This window comes from Pseudomonas sp. PAMC25584, from assembly GCF_058135675.1.
Genome location: NZ_CM176870.1, coordinates 6,034,652 through 6,049,986 on the forward strand (window position 1 = coordinate 6,034,652; position 15,335 = coordinate 6,049,986).

At 62.9% G+C, this 15,335-nt stretch carries 14 protein-coding genes and 1 pseudogene; 6 read left to right on the plus strand and 9 right to left on the minus strand.

Features of this window, described 5'->3' with window-relative positions:
* Positions 1-11 precede the first annotated feature (11 nt).
* From ACS5Q8_RS28350 to ACS5Q8_RS28360, 3 genes are read left to right on the plus strand one after another with little or no spacing between them, the layout of a single operon-like run.
* On the plus strand, positions 12-728 hold the full coding sequence (locus tag ACS5Q8_RS28350) for a DUF484 family protein (RefSeq protein WP_426099915.1): 717 nt from the start codon (positions 12-14) through the stop codon (positions 726-728).
* A 2-nt stretch (positions 729-730) separates the two neighbouring features.
* Positions 731-1,630, plus strand: a complete 900-nt coding sequence (gene xerC / locus ACS5Q8_RS28355) for a tyrosine recombinase XerC (RefSeq protein WP_046381665.1) — start codon at positions 731-733, stop codon at positions 1,628-1,630.
* Entirely contained in the window at positions 1,627-2,322 is a 696-nt protein-coding gene (locus ACS5Q8_RS28360) for an HAD family hydrolase (RefSeq protein WP_465159673.1), read from the plus strand. Before xerC ends, ACS5Q8_RS28360 begins: the two co-directional genes overlap by 4 nt.
* Before the next feature lie 96 nt (positions 2,323-2,418).
* On the opposite strand, the gene sutA is transcribed toward ACS5Q8_RS28360, so the two are convergent.
* The 4 genes from sutA to glnK all read right to left on the minus strand — a co-directional run bounded on the left by sutA (position 2,419) and on the right by glnK (position 5,197).
* Complete coding sequence (gene sutA / locus ACS5Q8_RS28365; RefSeq protein ID WP_247406754.1) at positions 2,419-2,745, minus strand: dormancy-specific transcriptional regulator SutA; 327 nt, start codon at positions 2,743-2,745, stop codon at positions 2,419-2,421.
* Between the two features lie 104 nt (positions 2,746-2,849).
* Positions 2,850-3,275 (minus strand): secondary thiamine-phosphate synthase enzyme YjbQ, encoded by a 426-nt coding sequence (locus tag ACS5Q8_RS28370; protein ID WP_017845176.1) that lies wholly within the window; start codon positions 3,273-3,275, stop codon positions 2,850-2,852.
* Positions 3,276-3,486: 211 nt separating this feature from the next.
* On the minus strand, positions 3,487-4,824 hold the full coding sequence (locus tag ACS5Q8_RS28375; protein ID WP_276195415.1) for an ammonium transporter: 1,338 nt from the start codon (positions 4,822-4,824) through the stop codon (positions 3,487-3,489).
* A 34-nt stretch (positions 4,825-4,858) separates the two neighbouring features.
* Positions 4,859-5,197: a P-II family nitrogen regulator gene (gene glnK / locus ACS5Q8_RS28380; RefSeq protein ID WP_002555808.1), complete on the minus strand. Its 339-nt coding sequence runs from the start codon at positions 5,195-5,197 to the stop codon at positions 4,859-4,861.
* A gap of 422 nt (positions 5,198-5,619) precedes the next feature.
* On the opposite strand from glnK, the gene ACS5Q8_RS28385 reads away from it, so the two are divergent.
* Together ACS5Q8_RS28385 and ACS5Q8_RS28390 are read left to right on the plus strand one after the other, a co-directional pair.
* A complete protein-coding gene (locus ACS5Q8_RS28385) occupies positions 5,620-5,883 on the plus strand; it encodes an accessory factor UbiK family protein (protein ID WP_276195426.1) in 264 nt (87 codons plus the stop codon).
* A 214-nt stretch (positions 5,884-6,097) separates the two neighbouring features.
* Positions 6,098-7,615 (plus strand): YifB family Mg chelatase-like AAA ATPase, encoded by a 1,518-nt coding sequence (locus ACS5Q8_RS28390; RefSeq protein WP_463884207.1) that lies wholly within the window; start codon positions 6,098-6,100, stop codon positions 7,613-7,615.
* Positions 7,616-7,625: 10 nt separating this feature from the next.
* On the opposite strand, the gene glyA is transcribed toward ACS5Q8_RS28390, so the two are convergent.
* The 3 genes and pseudogenes from glyA to ACS5Q8_RS28405 form a co-directional block, all read right to left on the minus strand.
* Positions 7,626-8,891 carry a serine hydroxymethyltransferase gene (gene glyA / locus ACS5Q8_RS28395; protein WP_465159674.1) on the minus strand — a complete coding sequence of 422 codons (1,266 nt, stop codon included), beginning with the start codon at positions 8,889-8,891 and terminating at the stop codon, positions 7,626-7,628.
* An 80-nt stretch (positions 8,892-8,971) separates the two neighbouring features.
* A pseudogene (locus tag ACS5Q8_RS28400) lies at positions 8,972-9,315 on the minus strand (alanine racemase); the annotation flags it as partial.
* Positions 9,312-10,553 (minus strand): benzoate/H(+) symporter BenE family transporter, encoded by a 1,242-nt coding sequence (locus tag ACS5Q8_RS28405; protein ID WP_443695329.1) that lies wholly within the window; start codon positions 10,551-10,553, stop codon positions 9,312-9,314. The gene ACS5Q8_RS28405 and the pseudogene ACS5Q8_RS28400, both read right to left, overlap by 4 nt.
* Positions 10,554-10,695: 142 nt before the next feature.
* On the opposite strand from ACS5Q8_RS28405, the gene pdxR reads away from it, so the two are divergent.
* On the plus strand, positions 10,696-12,195 hold the full coding sequence (pdxR, locus tag ACS5Q8_RS28410; protein ID WP_465159676.1) for a MocR-like pyridoxine biosynthesis transcription factor PdxR: 1,500 nt from the start codon (positions 10,696-10,698) through the stop codon (positions 12,193-12,195).
* 17 nt (positions 12,196-12,212) lie between these two features.
* On the opposite strand, the gene ACS5Q8_RS28415 is transcribed toward pdxR, so the two are convergent.
* Both ACS5Q8_RS28415 and ACS5Q8_RS28420 read right to left on the minus strand, forming a co-directional pair.
* Positions 12,213-14,189 (minus strand): methyl-accepting chemotaxis protein, encoded by a 1,977-nt coding sequence (locus ACS5Q8_RS28415; protein ID WP_443699744.1) that lies wholly within the window; start codon positions 14,187-14,189, stop codon positions 12,213-12,215.
* Positions 14,190-14,353: 164 nt separating this feature from the next.
* Positions 14,354-15,274: a LysR substrate-binding domain-containing protein gene (locus ACS5Q8_RS28420; RefSeq protein WP_276195432.1), complete on the minus strand. Its 921-nt coding sequence runs from the start codon at positions 15,272-15,274 to the stop codon at positions 14,354-14,356.
* Positions 15,275-15,335: the final 61 nt, after the last annotated feature.

The following is a 15,335-nucleotide window of genomic DNA, read 5'->3' on the forward strand; positions in this document are numbered from 1 at the left end:
GAGCCAAGCAAATGACCGATAAGCCTCAAGTACCCGCACAAGCATCCCCGAGCGTCAGCCTGGAGGCCGCTGCTGTCGCGGCGTACCTTGAGGCTAATCCGGACTTCTTCGTCGAGCACGAAGAACTGCTGCCGGCCCTGCGCATCCCCCACCAGCGTGGCGATACAGTGTCGCTGGTGGAGCGGCAGATGAAGATCCTGCGCGAGCGCAACATCGAAATGCGCCATCGGCTCTCGCACTTGATGGACGTAGCCCGCGATAACGACCGCCTGTTCGACAAGACCCGGCGCCTGATTCTGACGCTGATGGACGCCACCAGCCTGGAAGAAACGGTGATCGCTGTGGAAGACAGCCTGCGCCAGGACTTCCAGGTGCCCTTCGTCAGCCTGATCCTGTTCAGCGACAACCCGATGCCGGTAGGCCGCTGGGTCAGCGGCGGCGAAGCGCAAACGGCGATTGGCGGCCTGCTTTCCGAAGGCAAGACCATCAGCGGCACCTTGCGCGAACATGAGTTGGACTTTTTGTTTGGCGCCGAGCAGCGCCAGCAGATCGGCTCTACCGCGGTGGTTGCCCTCAGCCATCAGGGCCTGCATGGGGTACTGGCCATCGCCAGCCGTGATCCTGCGCACTACAAAAGCTCGGTGGGCACGCTGTTCCTGACCTACATCGCCGAAGTGCTGGGCCGCGTACTACCGCGTTTCACCACCGCCCTGCGCGCGGTGCGCTAACCATGGAACGGCAACTGGACGCTTACTGCGCTCACCTGCGCAGCGAGCGCCAGGTGTCGCCCCACACCCTGGAAGCCTACCGACGGGACTTGAACAAGGTTCTGGCCTACTGCGAAAAGCAGCAAATCCCCAGTTGGAAAGCCCTGGATATCCAGGGGCTGCGCAGCCTGATCGCGCGCCTGCACCAGCAGGGCCAATCTTCCCGCAGCCTGGCACGCCTGCTATCGGCGGTGCGCGGCCTGTATCACTACCTCAACCGCGAAGGCCTGTGCGACCACGACCCGGCCAATGGCCTGGCCCCGCCCAAGGGCGAGCGGCGGCTGCCCAAGACTCTCGACACCGACCGCGCCCTGCAATTGCTCGATGGCGCCGTCGAGGATGATTTCCTGGCCCATCGCGACCAGGCGATCCTGGAGCTGTTCTATTCTTCGGGCCTGCGTCTGTCGGAACTGACCGGGCTGAACCTTGATCAACTCGACCTGGCCGACGGCCTGGTGCAAGTGCTCGGCAAAGGCAGCAAGACCCGCGTGCTGCCGGTGGGTAGAAAAGCCCGCGAAGCCTTGCAACTGTGGCTGCCCCTGCGCGCACTGACCAACCCGGCGGACGACGCCGTGTTTGTCAGCCAGCAGGGCCGGCGCCTTGGCCCGCGGGCGATTCAGCTGCGGGTCAAGGCGGCCGGCGAGCGCGAGCTGGGGCAGAACCTGCATCCGCACATGCTGCGGCACTCGTTTGCCAGCCATTTGCTGGAGTCGTCCCAAGACCTGCGCGCGGTGCAGGAACTGCTCGGCCACTCCGATATCAAAACCACGCAGATCTACACCCACCTGGATTTCCAACACCTGGCAACGGTGTACGACAGCGCCCATCCACGGGCCAAACGCATCAAGGGCGGCGACTCATGAGTATCAAGCTGATCACCTTCGACCTGGACGACACCCTCTGGGACAACGTACCCGTCATCATCAGCGCCGAAGCGTCGATGCGCGAATGGCTGGCCACCCATGCCGCCAAGGTCGGCGAACTGCCCCTGGAGCATTTCGCCAGCCTTCGCCAGCAGGTGCTGGAACGCCATCCCGAACTCAAACACCGCATCAGTGTGCTGCGCCACCGCGTATTGATGTACGCCTTCGAAGAAGCGGGCTACCCGCAGCCGCAAGCCGGGGAAATGGCCGACGTGTGCTTTGAAGCGTTCATTCATGCGCGCCACCAGCTCACCGTATTCCCCGAAGCCGAGCCGATGTTGCAAGCGTTGCGCGAGCACTTCTTGCTGGGGGTGATCACTAACGGCAACGCGGACGTGCAGCGTGTGGGCCTGGCGGACTACTTTCACTTTGCCCTGCGCGCCGAAGACCTCGGCATCGCCAAGCCGGATGCGCGGTTGTTTCAGGAAGCGCTGCAACGCGGTGGCGTGGACGCCAGCGCAGCGGTACATGTTGGCGATCATCCGGGGGATGACATCGCGGGAGCCCAACAAGCAGGACTGCGCGCGGTGTGGTTCAACCCGACGGGTAAGGTCTGGGAGGCGGATCAACGCCCGGATGCAGAGATTCGCAGCCTGACGGAGCTGCCACCGTTGCTCCGCAGTTGGCAGTAACGCTATAGCGGCAACACCGCTGGCTCATAGACATTGTTTCAGGCATGAAAAAGCCCGCAGCGACGGCGGGCTTTTTCAGCAAGCGGGAAGCTGACCTCAGATAGGTCGGCTGCCGTACTTGTTATCCGGTTTCTTGGGCGGGTCTGCCACCACGTTGGCCTCGACTTCCTGCACTTTGCCGCCTTTAGCGAGGAACTCTTCCATCGCACGGGCCAGCGCATCGCGCTCTTTGTTCTTGGCTTCAACGCTCGGCAGCTCATCGACCGAAACTGCGGCCTTGACCTTACCTTTGGCTGTTTTGGCAGGCGCATCATCGCCACCGTCATCGCCTTCGTCAGGAGCGTCTTCCGCTACCGCCTCCAGCTCTTCGGTGTCGTCGTCCTCACCTACTTCCAGGTCGTCTTCCAGATCATCGTCGCTCATGTTCTACCTCATGACTTGCGAAAAGCAGATTAGTTATAGCCCAGCTTCACCCTCTGTCGAAGGTCGCCGGAAAAAAAATCAACATCCACCGGATAACCAATGGCTTATGCCCCATCACCGTGCAAAGTGGCGAGGACTTTACGAGCACCGCCATGATCACGGTGCTCGCCCAGATAAACACCTTGCCAGGTCCCCATCGCCAAGCGGCCGGCCTTGACCGGCAAACTCAGCTGGCAGCCCAGGAGACTGGCCTTGAAGTGCGCCGGCAGATCGTCCGGGCCTTCGTCGTTGTGTTCGAACCCGGCTCGGCCTTGCGGCACCAGCGAGTTGAAAAAACGCTCGAAGTCACGACGAACCGCCGGATCGGCATTCTCGTTGATGGTCAACGAGGCCGAGGTATGCTGCAGCCACAGATGCAACAGGCCCACGCGACACGCCTTCAATTCAGGCAAGCCGGCCAGCAACTCGTCGGTTACCAGGTGAAAGCCCCGGGGCTTGGCCCGCAGGGTAATCAGGGTCTGTTGCCACATACAGTTCTCCGCCCATCGGCGCGCATTCTAGCGCGCTCAGGGAAAAAACAAAGTGCCGAATACGCCTACATGCCTGTAAGACATTCGCATCCGGAAAAGTGCCGTGTGCGCGCCATCACATACGCAGCGCAAAAACCGGCACCACGCGTCATGACTGACAAACGTCAGACAAAAAAATGCCCGGCAAGCCGGGCATGTTTTTTTCGCCTACTTACAAGTTGTAACCGCGTTCGTTGTGTTGCGCCAGGTCGAGGCCGACAGCTTCTTCTTCGTCGGTAACCCGCAGGCCCATGACCATGTCCAGCACCTTGAGGATGATGAAGGTCACGATGGCTGTGTAGATCACAGTGAAGCCGACGCCTTTGCACTGAATCCAGACCTGTGCCGCCACATCAGTCACGGTGCCGAAGCCACCCAGTGCTGGCGCTGCAAACACACCGGTCAAGATTGCGCCGAGGATACCGCCGATACCGTGCACACCGAAGGCGTCCAGGGAGTCGTCATAGCCCAGTTTGCGTTTCAGGGTCGTGGCGCAGAAGAAGCACACCACACCCGCCGCCAGGCCGATGATCAGCGCGCCCATCGGGCCCACGGTACCGGCAGCCGGCGTAATAGCCACAAGGCCCGCCACCACACCCGAGGCGATGCCCAGGGCGCTTGGTTTACCGTGGGTGACCCACTCGGCGAACATCCAGCCCAGTGCGGCGGCGGCAGTAGCGATCTGGGTCACCAGCATCGCCATACCGGCAGTGCCGTTGGCCGCCGCTGCAGAACCGGCGTTGAAGCCGAACCAGCCGACCCACAGCATGGCCGCACCCACCAGGGTGTAACCCAGGTTGTGAGGCGCCATTGGCGTGGTCGGGAAACCTTTACGCTTGCCGAGGACCAGGCACGCTACCAGGCCAGCCACACCGGCGTTGATATGCACCACCGTACCGCCGGCGAAGTCCAGCACGCCCCAGTCACCTAGCAGCGAACCCGGACCGCCCCACACCATGTGAGCAATCGGCGCGTAGACCAGGGTGAACCAAACGCCCATGAAGATCAGCATCGCGGAGAACTTCATACGCTCGGCGAAGGCACCGACAATCAGCGCCGGGGTGATGATGGCGAAGGTCATCTGGTAGGTGATGAACACCGCCTCAGGGAACAGCGCCGCAGGGCCGGTGATGCTGGCCGGGGTCACACCTGAGAGGAACAGCTTGGACAAGCCGCCCACGAACGAGTTGAAGTTGACGACGCCCGCTTCCATACCGGTGGTATCGAACGCCATGCTGTAGCCGTAGACGAACCACAGGATGGTGATCAAGCCAGTGATGGCGAAGCACTGCATCATCACCGACAGAATATTTTTGGAGCGAACCATACCGCCGTAGAACAGCGCCAGGCCGGGAATGGTCATGAACAGCACGAGCGCGGTGGATGTGAGCATCCACGCCGTGTCACCGGAATTGAGGACTGGAGCAGCCACTTCGTCTGCCGCCAAGGCCAGGCTTGGCATTACAAAGGACAACAGGGCTCCGAGCCCTGCGAATTTACGCAGAGTCATATTGTTTTCTCCTGGGGCGTTGGGGTTTGGCGGCTTAGATTGCGTCGGTATCGGTTTCGCCGGTACGGATGCGAATAGCCTGTTCCAGATTGACCACAAAGATCTTGCCGTCACCGATCTTGCCGGTGTTGGCAGCCTTGGTTATCGCCTCGATAACCCGGTCAAGATCCTTGTCGTCAATGGCGACATCAATCTTCACCTTCGGCAGGAAATCGACCACGTACTCCGCGCCGCGATACAGCTCGGTGTGACCCTTCTGCCGCCCGAAGCCTTTGACCTCAGTAACGGTAATGCCCTGCACGCCGATCTCGGACAACGACTCGCGTACATCGTCCAACTTGAACGGCTTGATGATGGCAGTGACTAGCTTCATGAAAACTCTCTCCCGAATTGGTGGACTTGCCCCAGGAAAACAAACCCGTCTCAAGTCTAAGCGCAGCGCCTGGCTTTGTAACGCGTCGTCGCAAGAGCAATTGCCATTACGACGCCAGCGAACCACTGGTGACGAAACCTGTACCCCTGATCCGTCGGCGCACTGCATTCGTCACAGCGACTGCATCAGTGCATGGGTCATGTTCGTCTAAGCAGAAACCTTGCCAGCTCCGTAAAAATCATTGAAATCAGTCCATTGCCTAGCTGCGCCCACCTGCGGGACCCTCTGGCGAATGCAATGCGCACGAAAAGGGTGCGCCACCGTGCGCCCCCATGCGCGAAAAGCGTGCGCGTGAGTCCGTGAAAATGACTATAGACGCTGCGTGATACACTGCCCGCCAACAGTTTTCCGGAAGATTTCCCATGCTCGCGCCCAAAGACCTCCTCGACGCCCTGAGCGGCCACGCCTCCCGCCTGTTCAGCGGCGACACCCCGCTGCCCCGCAATGAAATCGAAAGCCAGTTCAAGGCGTTGCTGCAAAGCGGCTTCAGCAAGCTCGACCTGGTCAGCCGGGAAGAATTCGACAGCCAAATGGTGGTACTGGCCCGCACCCGAGCGCGCCTGGAAAGCCTGGAGGCGAAGGTGGCGGAGTTGGAAGCGCGGTTGACCCCGGCAGCCGCTGAATAAACCCCGGTCAATGTAGGCGCTGGCTTGCCTGCGAGGGGATCGACTCGGTCCCTCTGACACACCTAACCGCCTATATCGCAGGCACGCCAGCCCACACACTCGTTCTGCGTCACTCTCCGGATACGTTCTGTAAAACCTCCCCCGCCTCGCTCTTCCCCACCTCGTCTACCCTTGAAAAACCGCAGGAAGCGGCCCGCCCTTTCAAGGAATGAGCATGTCCCTCGCCATCGTCCACAGCCGCGCCCAGATCGGCGTCGAAGCCCCCGCCGTCAGCGTCGAAGTGCATATGGCCAATGGTCTGCCATCGCTCACGCTGGTGGGTTTGCCGGAAACCGCCGTCAAGGAAAGCAAGGACCGCGTGCGCAGCGCCATCCTCAATTCAGCGCTGCAATACCCGGCCCGTCGCATCACCCTCAACCTCGCGCCCGCCGACCTGCCCAAGGACGGCGGGCGTTTTGACCTGGCGATTGCCCTCGGGATTCTCGCGGCGAGCGTGCAGGTGCCGGCGCTGATGCTCGATGACGTGGAGTGCCTGGGGGAATTGGCGCTATCGGGCGAGGTACGCGCGGTGAAAGGTGTGTTACCGGCGGCGCTGGCGGCGCGCAAGGCCGGGCGCAGCGTGATCGTGCCTCGGGCGAATGCCGAAGAGGCCTGCCTGGCGTCCGGGTTGAAGGTGATTGCGGTGGACCACCTGCTGCAGGTGGTGGCGCACCTGAATGGGCAAGTACCGATCGAGCCCTTCAAGTCTGACGGTTTGCTGTACTTGAACAAGCCCTACCCGGACCTCAGCGAAGTCCAGGGCCAACTCGCCGCCAAACGCGCGCTGCTGATCGCTGCGGCAGGCGCGCATAACCTATTGTTCAGCGGGCCGCCCGGCACCGGCAAGACCTTGCTCGCCAGCCGCCTGCCAGGTTTGCTGCCGCCACTGAGTGAACACGAAGCGCTGGAAGTCGCCGCGATTCAATCCGTGGTCAGCCTGGCGCCACTGAGCCATTGGCCCCACCGGCCGTTTCGCCAGCCGCACCATTCGGCCTCCGGCCCGGCACTGGTGGGCGGCGGGTCGAAGCCGCAACCGGGGGAAATCACCCTGGCCCACCACGGGGTGCTGTTCCTGGATGAGTTGCCGGAGTTTGATCGCAAGGTGCTGGAGGTTTTGCGCGAGCCACTGGAGTCGGGGCATATCGTGATCTCCCGCGCCCGCGACCGCGTGAGTTTCCCGGCGCGCTTTCAACTGGTCGCCGCGATGAACCCCTGCCCTTGCGGTTACATGGGCGACCCCAGCGCGCGCTGTCGCTGTACGCCGGAGCAGATCCAGCGCTACCGCAACAAACTCTCCGGGCCGTTGCTGGACCGGATCGACCTGCACCTGACCGTCGCCCGCGAAATCACCGCGCTGAACCCTGCCCCGCAGCCCGGCGACAACACGTCCACCGCCTCGGCGCTGGTTGCCCAGGCACGGGAACGCCAGCATCAGCGCCAGGGCTGCGCCAATGCGTTCCTGGATCTACCGGGGTTGCGCCAGCATTGTGCGCTGTCCAAGCCGGACGAAGCCTGGCTGGAAAGCGCCTGCGAGCGCCTGACCCTATCGCTTCGAGCAGCCCACCGCCTGCTCAAGGTCGCCCGCACTCTGGCGGATCTGGAACGCGCCGACACTATCGGCCGCCACCACATTGCCGAAGCCCTGCAATACCGGCCCTCGGCCTCCAGCCAAGTCGACTGCGCCAACGGTTAGAAATAAAAAATCAGCGATAAACCGGGTACCGGCGGCACAGCGCAATCACCTGTTCACGCACCTGATGCGCAACGCTCTCGCTCTCCCCGCGCTCCAGGGCGTCGAGTACATCGCACAGCCAACCGGCCAGTTGCTCGCACTCGAACACGCAGAAACCGCGGGTCGTGACGGCCGGCGTGCCGATGCGCAGCCCCGAGGTGACAAAGGGTGAGCGCGGATCGTTGGGCACCGAATTCTTGTTGGCGGTGATGCCGGCGTTGCTCAGGCCCGCATCGGCGTCTTTGCCGGTGTAGGGCCGGTCGGATAGGTCGATCAGCATCATGTGGTTATCGGTGCCACCCGAGACAATCGTGTAACCGCGCCGCTGCAGCACGGCCGCCATGGCCCGCGCGTTGACCACGACCTGGGCCTGGTAGGTTTTGAACTCGGGCCTCAAGGCTTCCTTGAAGGCCACCGCCTTGGCCGCGATCTGATGCATCAACGGCCCGCCCTGAACACCCGGGAATACCGCCGAGTCGAGCTTTTTGTAAAACGCTGCGTCCTGGCCCTTGGACAAAATCAACCCGCCCCGTGGGCCACGTAAGGTCTTGTGCGTGGTGCTGGTGACCACATGGGCGTGCGGCAACGGGTCCGGGTATTCGCCAGCAGCGACCAGCCCGGCGACGTGAGCCATGTCGACCCAGAAAATCGCGCCGACCTTGTCGGCAATCACCCGCATGCGCGCCCAGTCTTTGTACCGCGAGTAGGCAGAAAACCCACCGATCAGCATCTTCGGCTGCGTTTTCACGGCAATGCGCTCCATCTCGTCGTAGTCGAGCAAGCCCGTCTGCGGATCGAGCCCATAAGGCACGATGTGGTAATGCCGGCCCGAAAAGTTGGACGGATTGCCGTGGGTCAGGTGACCGCCCTGGGCCAGGCTCATGCCCATCACCGTATCCCCGGGGTTGATCAAGGCCAGGAACACCGCAGCGTTTGCCTGGGCCCCTGCATGGGGCTGCACGTTGGCGTAATCGCAGTCGAACAGGGTCTTGACCCGTTCGATGGCCAGGCGCTCGGCCACATCGACGTATTCGCACCCGCTGTAGTAGCGCTTGCCGGGATAGCCCTCGGCGTATTTGTTGGTCAATACCGTGCTCTGGAGGCGCATGACCAGCGGGCTGGCGTAGTTTTCGGAAGCGATCAGCTCGACGTGGTCTTCCTGGCGGCGCTCCTCGTTATGAATCGCCTCACACAACTGCGGGTCGAAGGCTTCAAGCGTCAATGTTGAGTCGTACATGATGAACAGGTCCTTGCTGGGAAAATCAGGTCGTTGATCAGTGATCAGCGCTCGGCCAGTAGCAGGCATCCGGCATGGCGCGGGCGCACGCGGGCCATGTCGGCCGGGAACAGCGCCAGCGTCATCAGCCCACGAACGCGCAAGGCCGGGAACGCCGGCAGGGCCTGCAGAAAGTCCGCGACGGCGTGCGGCACCAGGCCGTATTTGCTGGCTTCCCCGGAGGTGTTCACCTGCACGAACACATCCAGTTGCCGTCCTTCAATGTGCAGGCGACGATCCAGCGCCTCGGCCCCTCGCAGGCAGCGGCGATACGTTGCTGTACGGCCGCCAGATTGCGCCGAAAATCCTCCACGCTGGTGGCCTGCGGGTAACGCCCGTGACGCGCATGCAGGGTGGCGCTGGCTTGCGCTTCGGCGCGCATCATTGGGCCGCCTCCTTGGCCATCGTCACCGCCTCGGAAACCGCCGCACGACGACGGGGCAAGCGGCCGTTGAGCAGCGCATACGCGGCCAACCCGATCAACAACCCCCAAAACGCCCCACCGATCCCCAACAGGGTGATGTTCGCGGCGCACGCCAGAAAGGTGATCAGCGCGGCTTCACGCGACCTGACGTCTGCCATCGCGTTGGCCAGGCTGGCGCCGAGGGTGCCCAGCAGGGCCAAGCCGGCCAGCGTGGTGATGAACGCCGGCGGGAACGCCATGAATACGGCGGCCAGCGTCACCCCGAACACCCCGACAAGGATGTAGAACACACCAGCCGCAACCCCGGCGACCCAGCGCTTGGACGGGACCTCCGAGGCTTCCTTGCCCGTGCAGATGGCCGCCGTGATCGCCGCGACGTTGAACGCGTGCGAGCCGAACGGCGCCATCAACAGCGACCCCAGCCCGGTCACTGTCAGGATCGGGTTGGCGCTGGTCTTGAAGCCATCGTTACGCAACACCAGCATGCCCGGCATGTACTGGCCCGTTAGCGTGATCAGAAACAGCGGCAGCGCCACACTGAGCAACGCATTGAGCGAAAACTCGGGCCGGGTGAATACCGGCGCCGCCCGTTGCAGGGACAGGCCCGACAAGTCCACCCGCCCCTGCACCAGCAGGAATCCCAGCCCCAGCACCAGAATCCCGACCACGGCGTAGCGCGCAGTAAACCGCTTGAGCCCAACGTAAGCGGTGATCAGCAACCCAACCAACACAGGGTCGAGGCTCATGCCACCAAACGCGCCGATACCGAACTGCAGCAGAATTCCCGCCAGCATGGCCGCCGCGATGCCAGGCGGAATCAGCCGGATGACTTTTTCGAAACAGCCGGACAGCCCCAGCAGCACAAACGCCACGGCTGAAACCATGTACGCGCCGACCGCCTCGGCGTAAGGCGTGGCAGACAGCGCGACCACCAGAAACGCCGCAGCGGGGGTCGACCAGGCGGTGATGATCGGCTCACGGCTCACCCAACTGAGAAACAGCCCGGTCACCCCCACACCGATCGACACTGACCAGACCCACGAAGCGGTCAGCTCGGGACTCAGCCCCGCCACCTTGGCGGCCTGGAAGACCAGAATGAACGTGCCGCCATAATTGACGATGACTGAAATCATCCCGGCCACGATGGGGTGGAACAGGTCGCGCAGGCGCAGCGACGACGGCGATATTGACGAAGACATAGGTACTTAGCTCCTTGCCAGACGAGGGGTTGAGCCTCGCGTGATCGGCCATTGGCCGGCGTGAAGGCCGTGGCGCAGGTCGAAGTCTACGGATAGACTGGCCTGCCAATACCAGCCAATTCTTCAAGGCAAGGCAGACCGCATGGCGAAAACCTTCGAGCTGGAAACCCTGCAAATGCGCCTCAACGATGCGCAATTCCAGCGGTTGGGCCTGCACCAGCGAATTCAACGTGCCCTGCGCGCCTTGATCCTCGACGGCGCGCTGGCACCCGGTCTGAAGCTGCCGGCGACGCGGGTGTTGGCGAAGTCATTGGGGATCGCGCGCGATACGGTGGAGAACGCCTACGTGCAGTTGCAGCGCGATGGTTTTATCGTGCGGCGCGAGGGCTCCGGCAGTTACGTGTGCGAGGCCATCGGCACCGAATTGCGCGGCGCCTCGCGCCGCCGCATCAAGGCGCAGGCCGTCAAAACCAGCCAGGCGGCTCCCGGTGCCGGCTTGAGCCAGCGCGGGCGGATGATCCTCGACAGCGGCGGCGTGGCCGACCAACAGGTGATCAAGGCATTTGCCACGGGCCTGCCCGAAACCCGCTCGTTCCCGACCGACGTCTGGGAGCGCCTGCAGCGCCAGGTGATGAAGGACTATCGCAGCAGCGTGCTGTTGCACGGCGACCCACAAGGAGCCGAGTCGTTACGCAAAGCCATCGCCACTTATTTGACCCTTGAGCGTGGGGCCAAGTGCTCGCCCGACCAGGTCCTGGTGCTGAGCAGTACGCGCCAGGCGCTGTTTCTGTGTGCGCAGTTGCTGGTGGACGTCGGCAAACCGATCCTGCTGGAGAACCCGGGCTACTACGGCGCCAGGAAGGCCTTCGAAACCGCCGAGGCCAAGGTCGTGCCGATCGATGTCGATGAGTGGGGCATCCGCACCGAGCTGCTGCACGCCGACCGCAGCGGCGCCACGTGCGTGTATGTCACGCCCTCGCATCAATACCCGACCGGCGCCACGCTGCCCCTGGAACGGCGCCTTGAGTTGATCAACTGGGCTGCGGAAAAAGGCAAATGGGTCATCGAAGACGACTACGACAGCGAGTTTCACTACGACGGCAAACCCACGGCCTGTGTGCAGGGCCTGGACAAGTATCAGCGCACGCTGTACCTCGGCACCTTCAGCAAGACCCTGTTCCCCGGCCTGCGCATGGGCTACATGGTGCTGCCCCCTGAACTGGTCAAGGCCTTCACCTACGCGCGCAGCATGATGGACGGCCACACCCCGCAGATCCTGCAACTGACGCTGGCGCGCTTTATGGAGGACGGTCATTACAACGCCCATGTCCGTGCGATGCGCAAACTCTACGCCGGGCGCCAAGCCATCATGCTCGACGCCATCGGCAAGCACCTGGGCGATGTGGTCACGGCGTGCCGGCCCCAGGGCGGGCTGCAAATCCCTTGCGTGCTGCATGAAGGTTGGTCGGAAGAAAAAACCATCCGCCAGGCCGCCAACGCGGGCGTGCAACTGGCCGGCCTCAGCCGGCTGTATGCCGGTGCCGCCACGAAACAGGGATGGCTATTGGGCTACTCGTCCTTGACCGCCCATGAAATCGAAACCGCCATGCTGCGCCTGGCGAACGCGCTCAACGCGCGCTAGCCGCTCCAGGCGCACCTTCAACGAAACCGATCGACCTCTTGGCGCAAGCCCGACGCCAGCGTCTCCAGCTCCTTGGCGGTAATCGCCAGGTTCGACACCACTTCGCGTTGCTCGCTGTTGGCCAGCGCAATGCTCTGCAGGTTGCTGCTCAGCAACGTTGCCGTGCTGCTCTGCTCCTGGGTGGCGGTGGTGATCGCGGCGAATTGCTGCCCGGCCGAGCGGCTTTGCTCGTCGATGCGTGCCAGGGCCGACGCCACGTCGGCGTTGCGTGACAGGCCTTCCTGCATCAGCGCATTGCCCTGTTCCATGGTGCTGATGGCGTTACCGGTTTCCTGCTGGATGCTTTGGATCATCCCGGAAATTTCATCGGTGGCCTGGCGGGTGCGTGAAGCGAGGTTGCGTACTTCGTCAGCGACCACGGCAAACCCACGGCCTTGCTCACCGGCGCGGGCGGCTTCGATGGCAGCGTTGAGCGCCAGCAGGTTGGTCTGTTCGGCGATCGAGGTGATCACGCCGACGATGCCGCCGATTTCCTGGGAGCGCTGGCCGAGGGTGTTAATCACCGTGGCGGTGCTGTTCAGGGAGGTGGCGATGTGCTCCAGGGACGACGACGCCTGCTCCATCGAGTTACGGCCGATGCGCGTCTGCTGGGCGTTTTCCTGGGCCAAGCGTTCGGTGTTGCCCATGTTGTCGGCGATGTTCAGCGAGGTGGCGCTGAACTCTTCCACCGCGCCGGCCATGCTGGTGATCTCGCCAGACTGCTGCTCCATGCCCTCATAAGCACCACCGGACAAACCGGACAACGCCTGAGCGCGGCCGTTGACCTCCTCGGCGGCCTTGCGGATGTGCGACACCATGGTCGACAACGCTTCACCCATCTGGTTGAAGCTGCGCGCCAGTTGGCCTATCTCGTCATGACTGGACACGTTCAGGCGCGCGCTCAAATCCCCGGCGCCCAAGGCTTCGGCCTGGCGTACCAGGTCACTCAACGGCGCCAGTTTGCTGCGCAACAACCACACCGTCGCGCCCACCGCCAGCAGCATCGCCAACAGGCTGCCGATCACCAGGCGAGTGCCCACCGACCACGTGACCGCGCGGATCTCGGCTTTCGGCATGCTCGCCACTACCGCCCAGGGGCCGCCGTCAAACGGCACCGAGACGCTGTAGAAATCTTCGTTCTTGTCGCTCCAGAAGCGGCCCTTGCCGGGGGTCTTGGCCAGGTCCAGCATCACCGCAACAGACTGGTCCGGCGCCTGCACCCCGGCCGGCGGCACCAGCCAGTGTTTCTGCTCATCGAGCAGCGCCAGCGAACCGGTCTGGCCGATGCGGAAGCGTTTGAGGTTGTCGAACTGGGCGTTCTGCGCATCGGTGTAATCGAAGCCGATGAACAGCACCGCGATAACCTTGCCGCTGGCGTCGCGCACCGGGCTGTACTGGGTCATGTAGGAGCGATCGAACAGCACGGCGCGGCCTATATAGGTCTGTCCGCCGACCACCCGCGAGTAGGCCGGCCCCTGGCGATCCAGCACGGTGCCGATGGCACGGCTGCCGTCCTGCTTGGTCAAGGAGGTGCTGATACGGATAAAGTCATCGCCGCTGCGCACGAACACCGTGGCCACGCCGCCGGACATCTGCTTGAACTCGTCGACGCCATCGAAGTTGTTGTTCAGCAGCTCCTTGCCCAGGTACAGGCTCGGGGTTTGCACACCGGCCACGGCGATCGGCTGATCTGCCTGCACACTCAAGCCGGCGCTGAAGCGCTTTTCAAACAGCCCGCTCAAACGCTGGGTGCTCTCGCGCAAGGTGCCGTGGAACGTACTGAGTTGGTCGGCCAGCAGGCGCGCCTCGCTGGCCAGGTGTTCTTCCCGGGTATCGAGGTTGGCGGAGTCGAGGGAACGCAAGGCAAAAACAGTACTGCCGCTGATAACGACAGCCAGAATCACGGCTAACGCGAGGCCTAACTGGGAGGCGATCCGAGCACGAGGTTGAGACATGACAGCTCCTGGCCGAGGCCAGGATCATCCTGATCTCATAGCGTTGCTCGGCAAATTATCTAGTGAGATTCGTTGGTGCACGACAATTCCAACACACCTACTTCGGCGGACGCTGGCAATACTTGAGCGAAACGCAAACGATTGCTAGCTCACGCTGAAGCGCTTCAATCGAGACGTTCGACGACGGGCAAGACCATGGCCTGCACTTCGCCTTGCAGAAACTCCGCCAGCCGGCGCAGGCGCTCGCCGCCCGGGCGGGTTTTCGGCCACACCAGGTAATAATTTTCCCCACTGGCGACAGCGGTTGGCCACGGCAGGCTCAGGCGCCCTTGAGCCACGTCTTCGGCGACCATCAGCAGATCGCCCATGGACACGCCATAACCCCGTGCGGCGGCGATCATGCCCAATTCCAGGGTATCGAACACCTGCCCGCCCTTGAGCGACACCTGGGCAGACAGCCCCATGCGCTCCAGCCAGCTACGCCAGTCGCGGCGATCGGGCGTGGGGTGCAGCAACTCGGCGCTGGCCAGGCGATTGACGTCCCACGGGCCGTCGCTCAACAAGTTGGGCGCACCGACTGGAATCAACAGTTCCGGGAACAGGTAACTGGCGTCCCAATCCGCCGGAAAGTGCCCGTCGCTCAACAGCACTGCGCAGTCGAAAGGCTCTTGGTTGAAATCCACTTCATCCACGCTCATCCATGCGCTGGTGAGCTGCACTTCGTTGCCCGGCTGCAAATGCCGGAAACGACTGAGCCGCGCCAGCAGCCAGCGCATGGTCAGGGTCGAGGGGGCCTTCATGCGCAAAATGTCATCTTCGGCGTTGAGGGTATGACAGGCCCGCTCCAACGCGGCAAAGCCCTCACGCACCCCAGGTAACAGCAGGCGCGCGGCCTCGGTGAGCTGCAGGTTGCGGCCGCTGCGCTGGAACAGGCGGCAGGCGAAATGCTCTTCAAGGGTGCGGATATGCCGGCTCACCGCACTTTGAGTGATGGACAGTTCCTGCGCTGCACGGGTGAAGGAGTTGTGCCGGGAAGCGGCTTCAAAGGCCCGCAGGGCATAAAGCGGAGGAAGACGACGAGACATAAGGAAAGCTCCGACAGCACAATGCCGAAACCCTACCAGAATCAATCAAGCATGAGTTTTA

Bases quoted from the DNA above. Each gene is read 5' to 3' on its own strand.
- ACS5Q8_RS28350 (WP_426099915.1), top strand. From the start codon at position 12: ATGACCGATAAGCCTCAAGTACCCGCACAAGCATCCCCGAGCGTCAGC.
- xerC (WP_046381665.1), top strand. From the start codon at position 731: ATGGAACGGCAACTGGACGCTTACTGCGCTCACCTGCGCAGCGAGCGC.
- ACS5Q8_RS28360 (WP_465159673.1), top strand. From the start codon at position 1,627: ATGAGTATCAAGCTGATCACCTTCGACCTGGACGACACCCTCTGGGAC.
- sutA (WP_247406754.1), bottom strand. From the start codon at position 2,745: ATGAGCGACGATGATCTGGAAGACGACCTGGAAGTAGGTGAGGACGAC.
- ACS5Q8_RS28370 (WP_017845176.1), bottom strand. From the start codon at position 3,275: ATGTGGCAACAGACCCTGATTACCCTGCGGGCCAAGCCCCGGGGCTTT.
- ACS5Q8_RS28375 (WP_276195415.1), bottom strand. From the start codon at position 4,824: ATGACTCTGCGTAAATTCGCAGGGCTCGGAGCCCTGTTGTCCTTTGTA.
- glnK (WP_002555808.1), bottom strand. From the start codon at position 5,197: ATGAAGCTAGTCACTGCCATCATCAAGCCGTTCAAGTTGGACGATGTA.
- ACS5Q8_RS28385 (WP_276195426.1), top strand. From the start codon at position 5,620: ATGCTCGCGCCCAAAGACCTCCTCGACGCCCTGAGCGGCCACGCCTCC.
- ACS5Q8_RS28390 (WP_463884207.1), top strand. From the start codon at position 6,098: ATGTCCCTCGCCATCGTCCACAGCCGCGCCCAGATCGGCGTCGAAGCC.
- glyA (WP_465159674.1), bottom strand. From the start codon at position 8,891: ATGTACGACTCAACATTGACGCTTGAAGCCTTCGACCCGCAGTTGTGT.
- ACS5Q8_RS28405 (WP_443695329.1), bottom strand. From the start codon at position 10,553: ATGTCTTCGTCAATATCGCCGTCGTCGCTGCGCCTGCGCGACCTGTTC.
- pdxR (WP_465159676.1), top strand. From the start codon at position 10,696: ATGGCGAAAACCTTCGAGCTGGAAACCCTGCAAATGCGCCTCAACGAT.
- ACS5Q8_RS28415 (WP_443699744.1), bottom strand. From the start codon at position 14,189: ATGTCTCAACCTCGTGCTCGGATCGCCTCCCAGTTAGGCCTCGCGTTA.
- ACS5Q8_RS28420 (WP_276195432.1), bottom strand. From the start codon at position 15,274: ATGTCTCGTCGTCTTCCTCCGCTTTATGCCCTGCGGGCCTTTGAAGCC.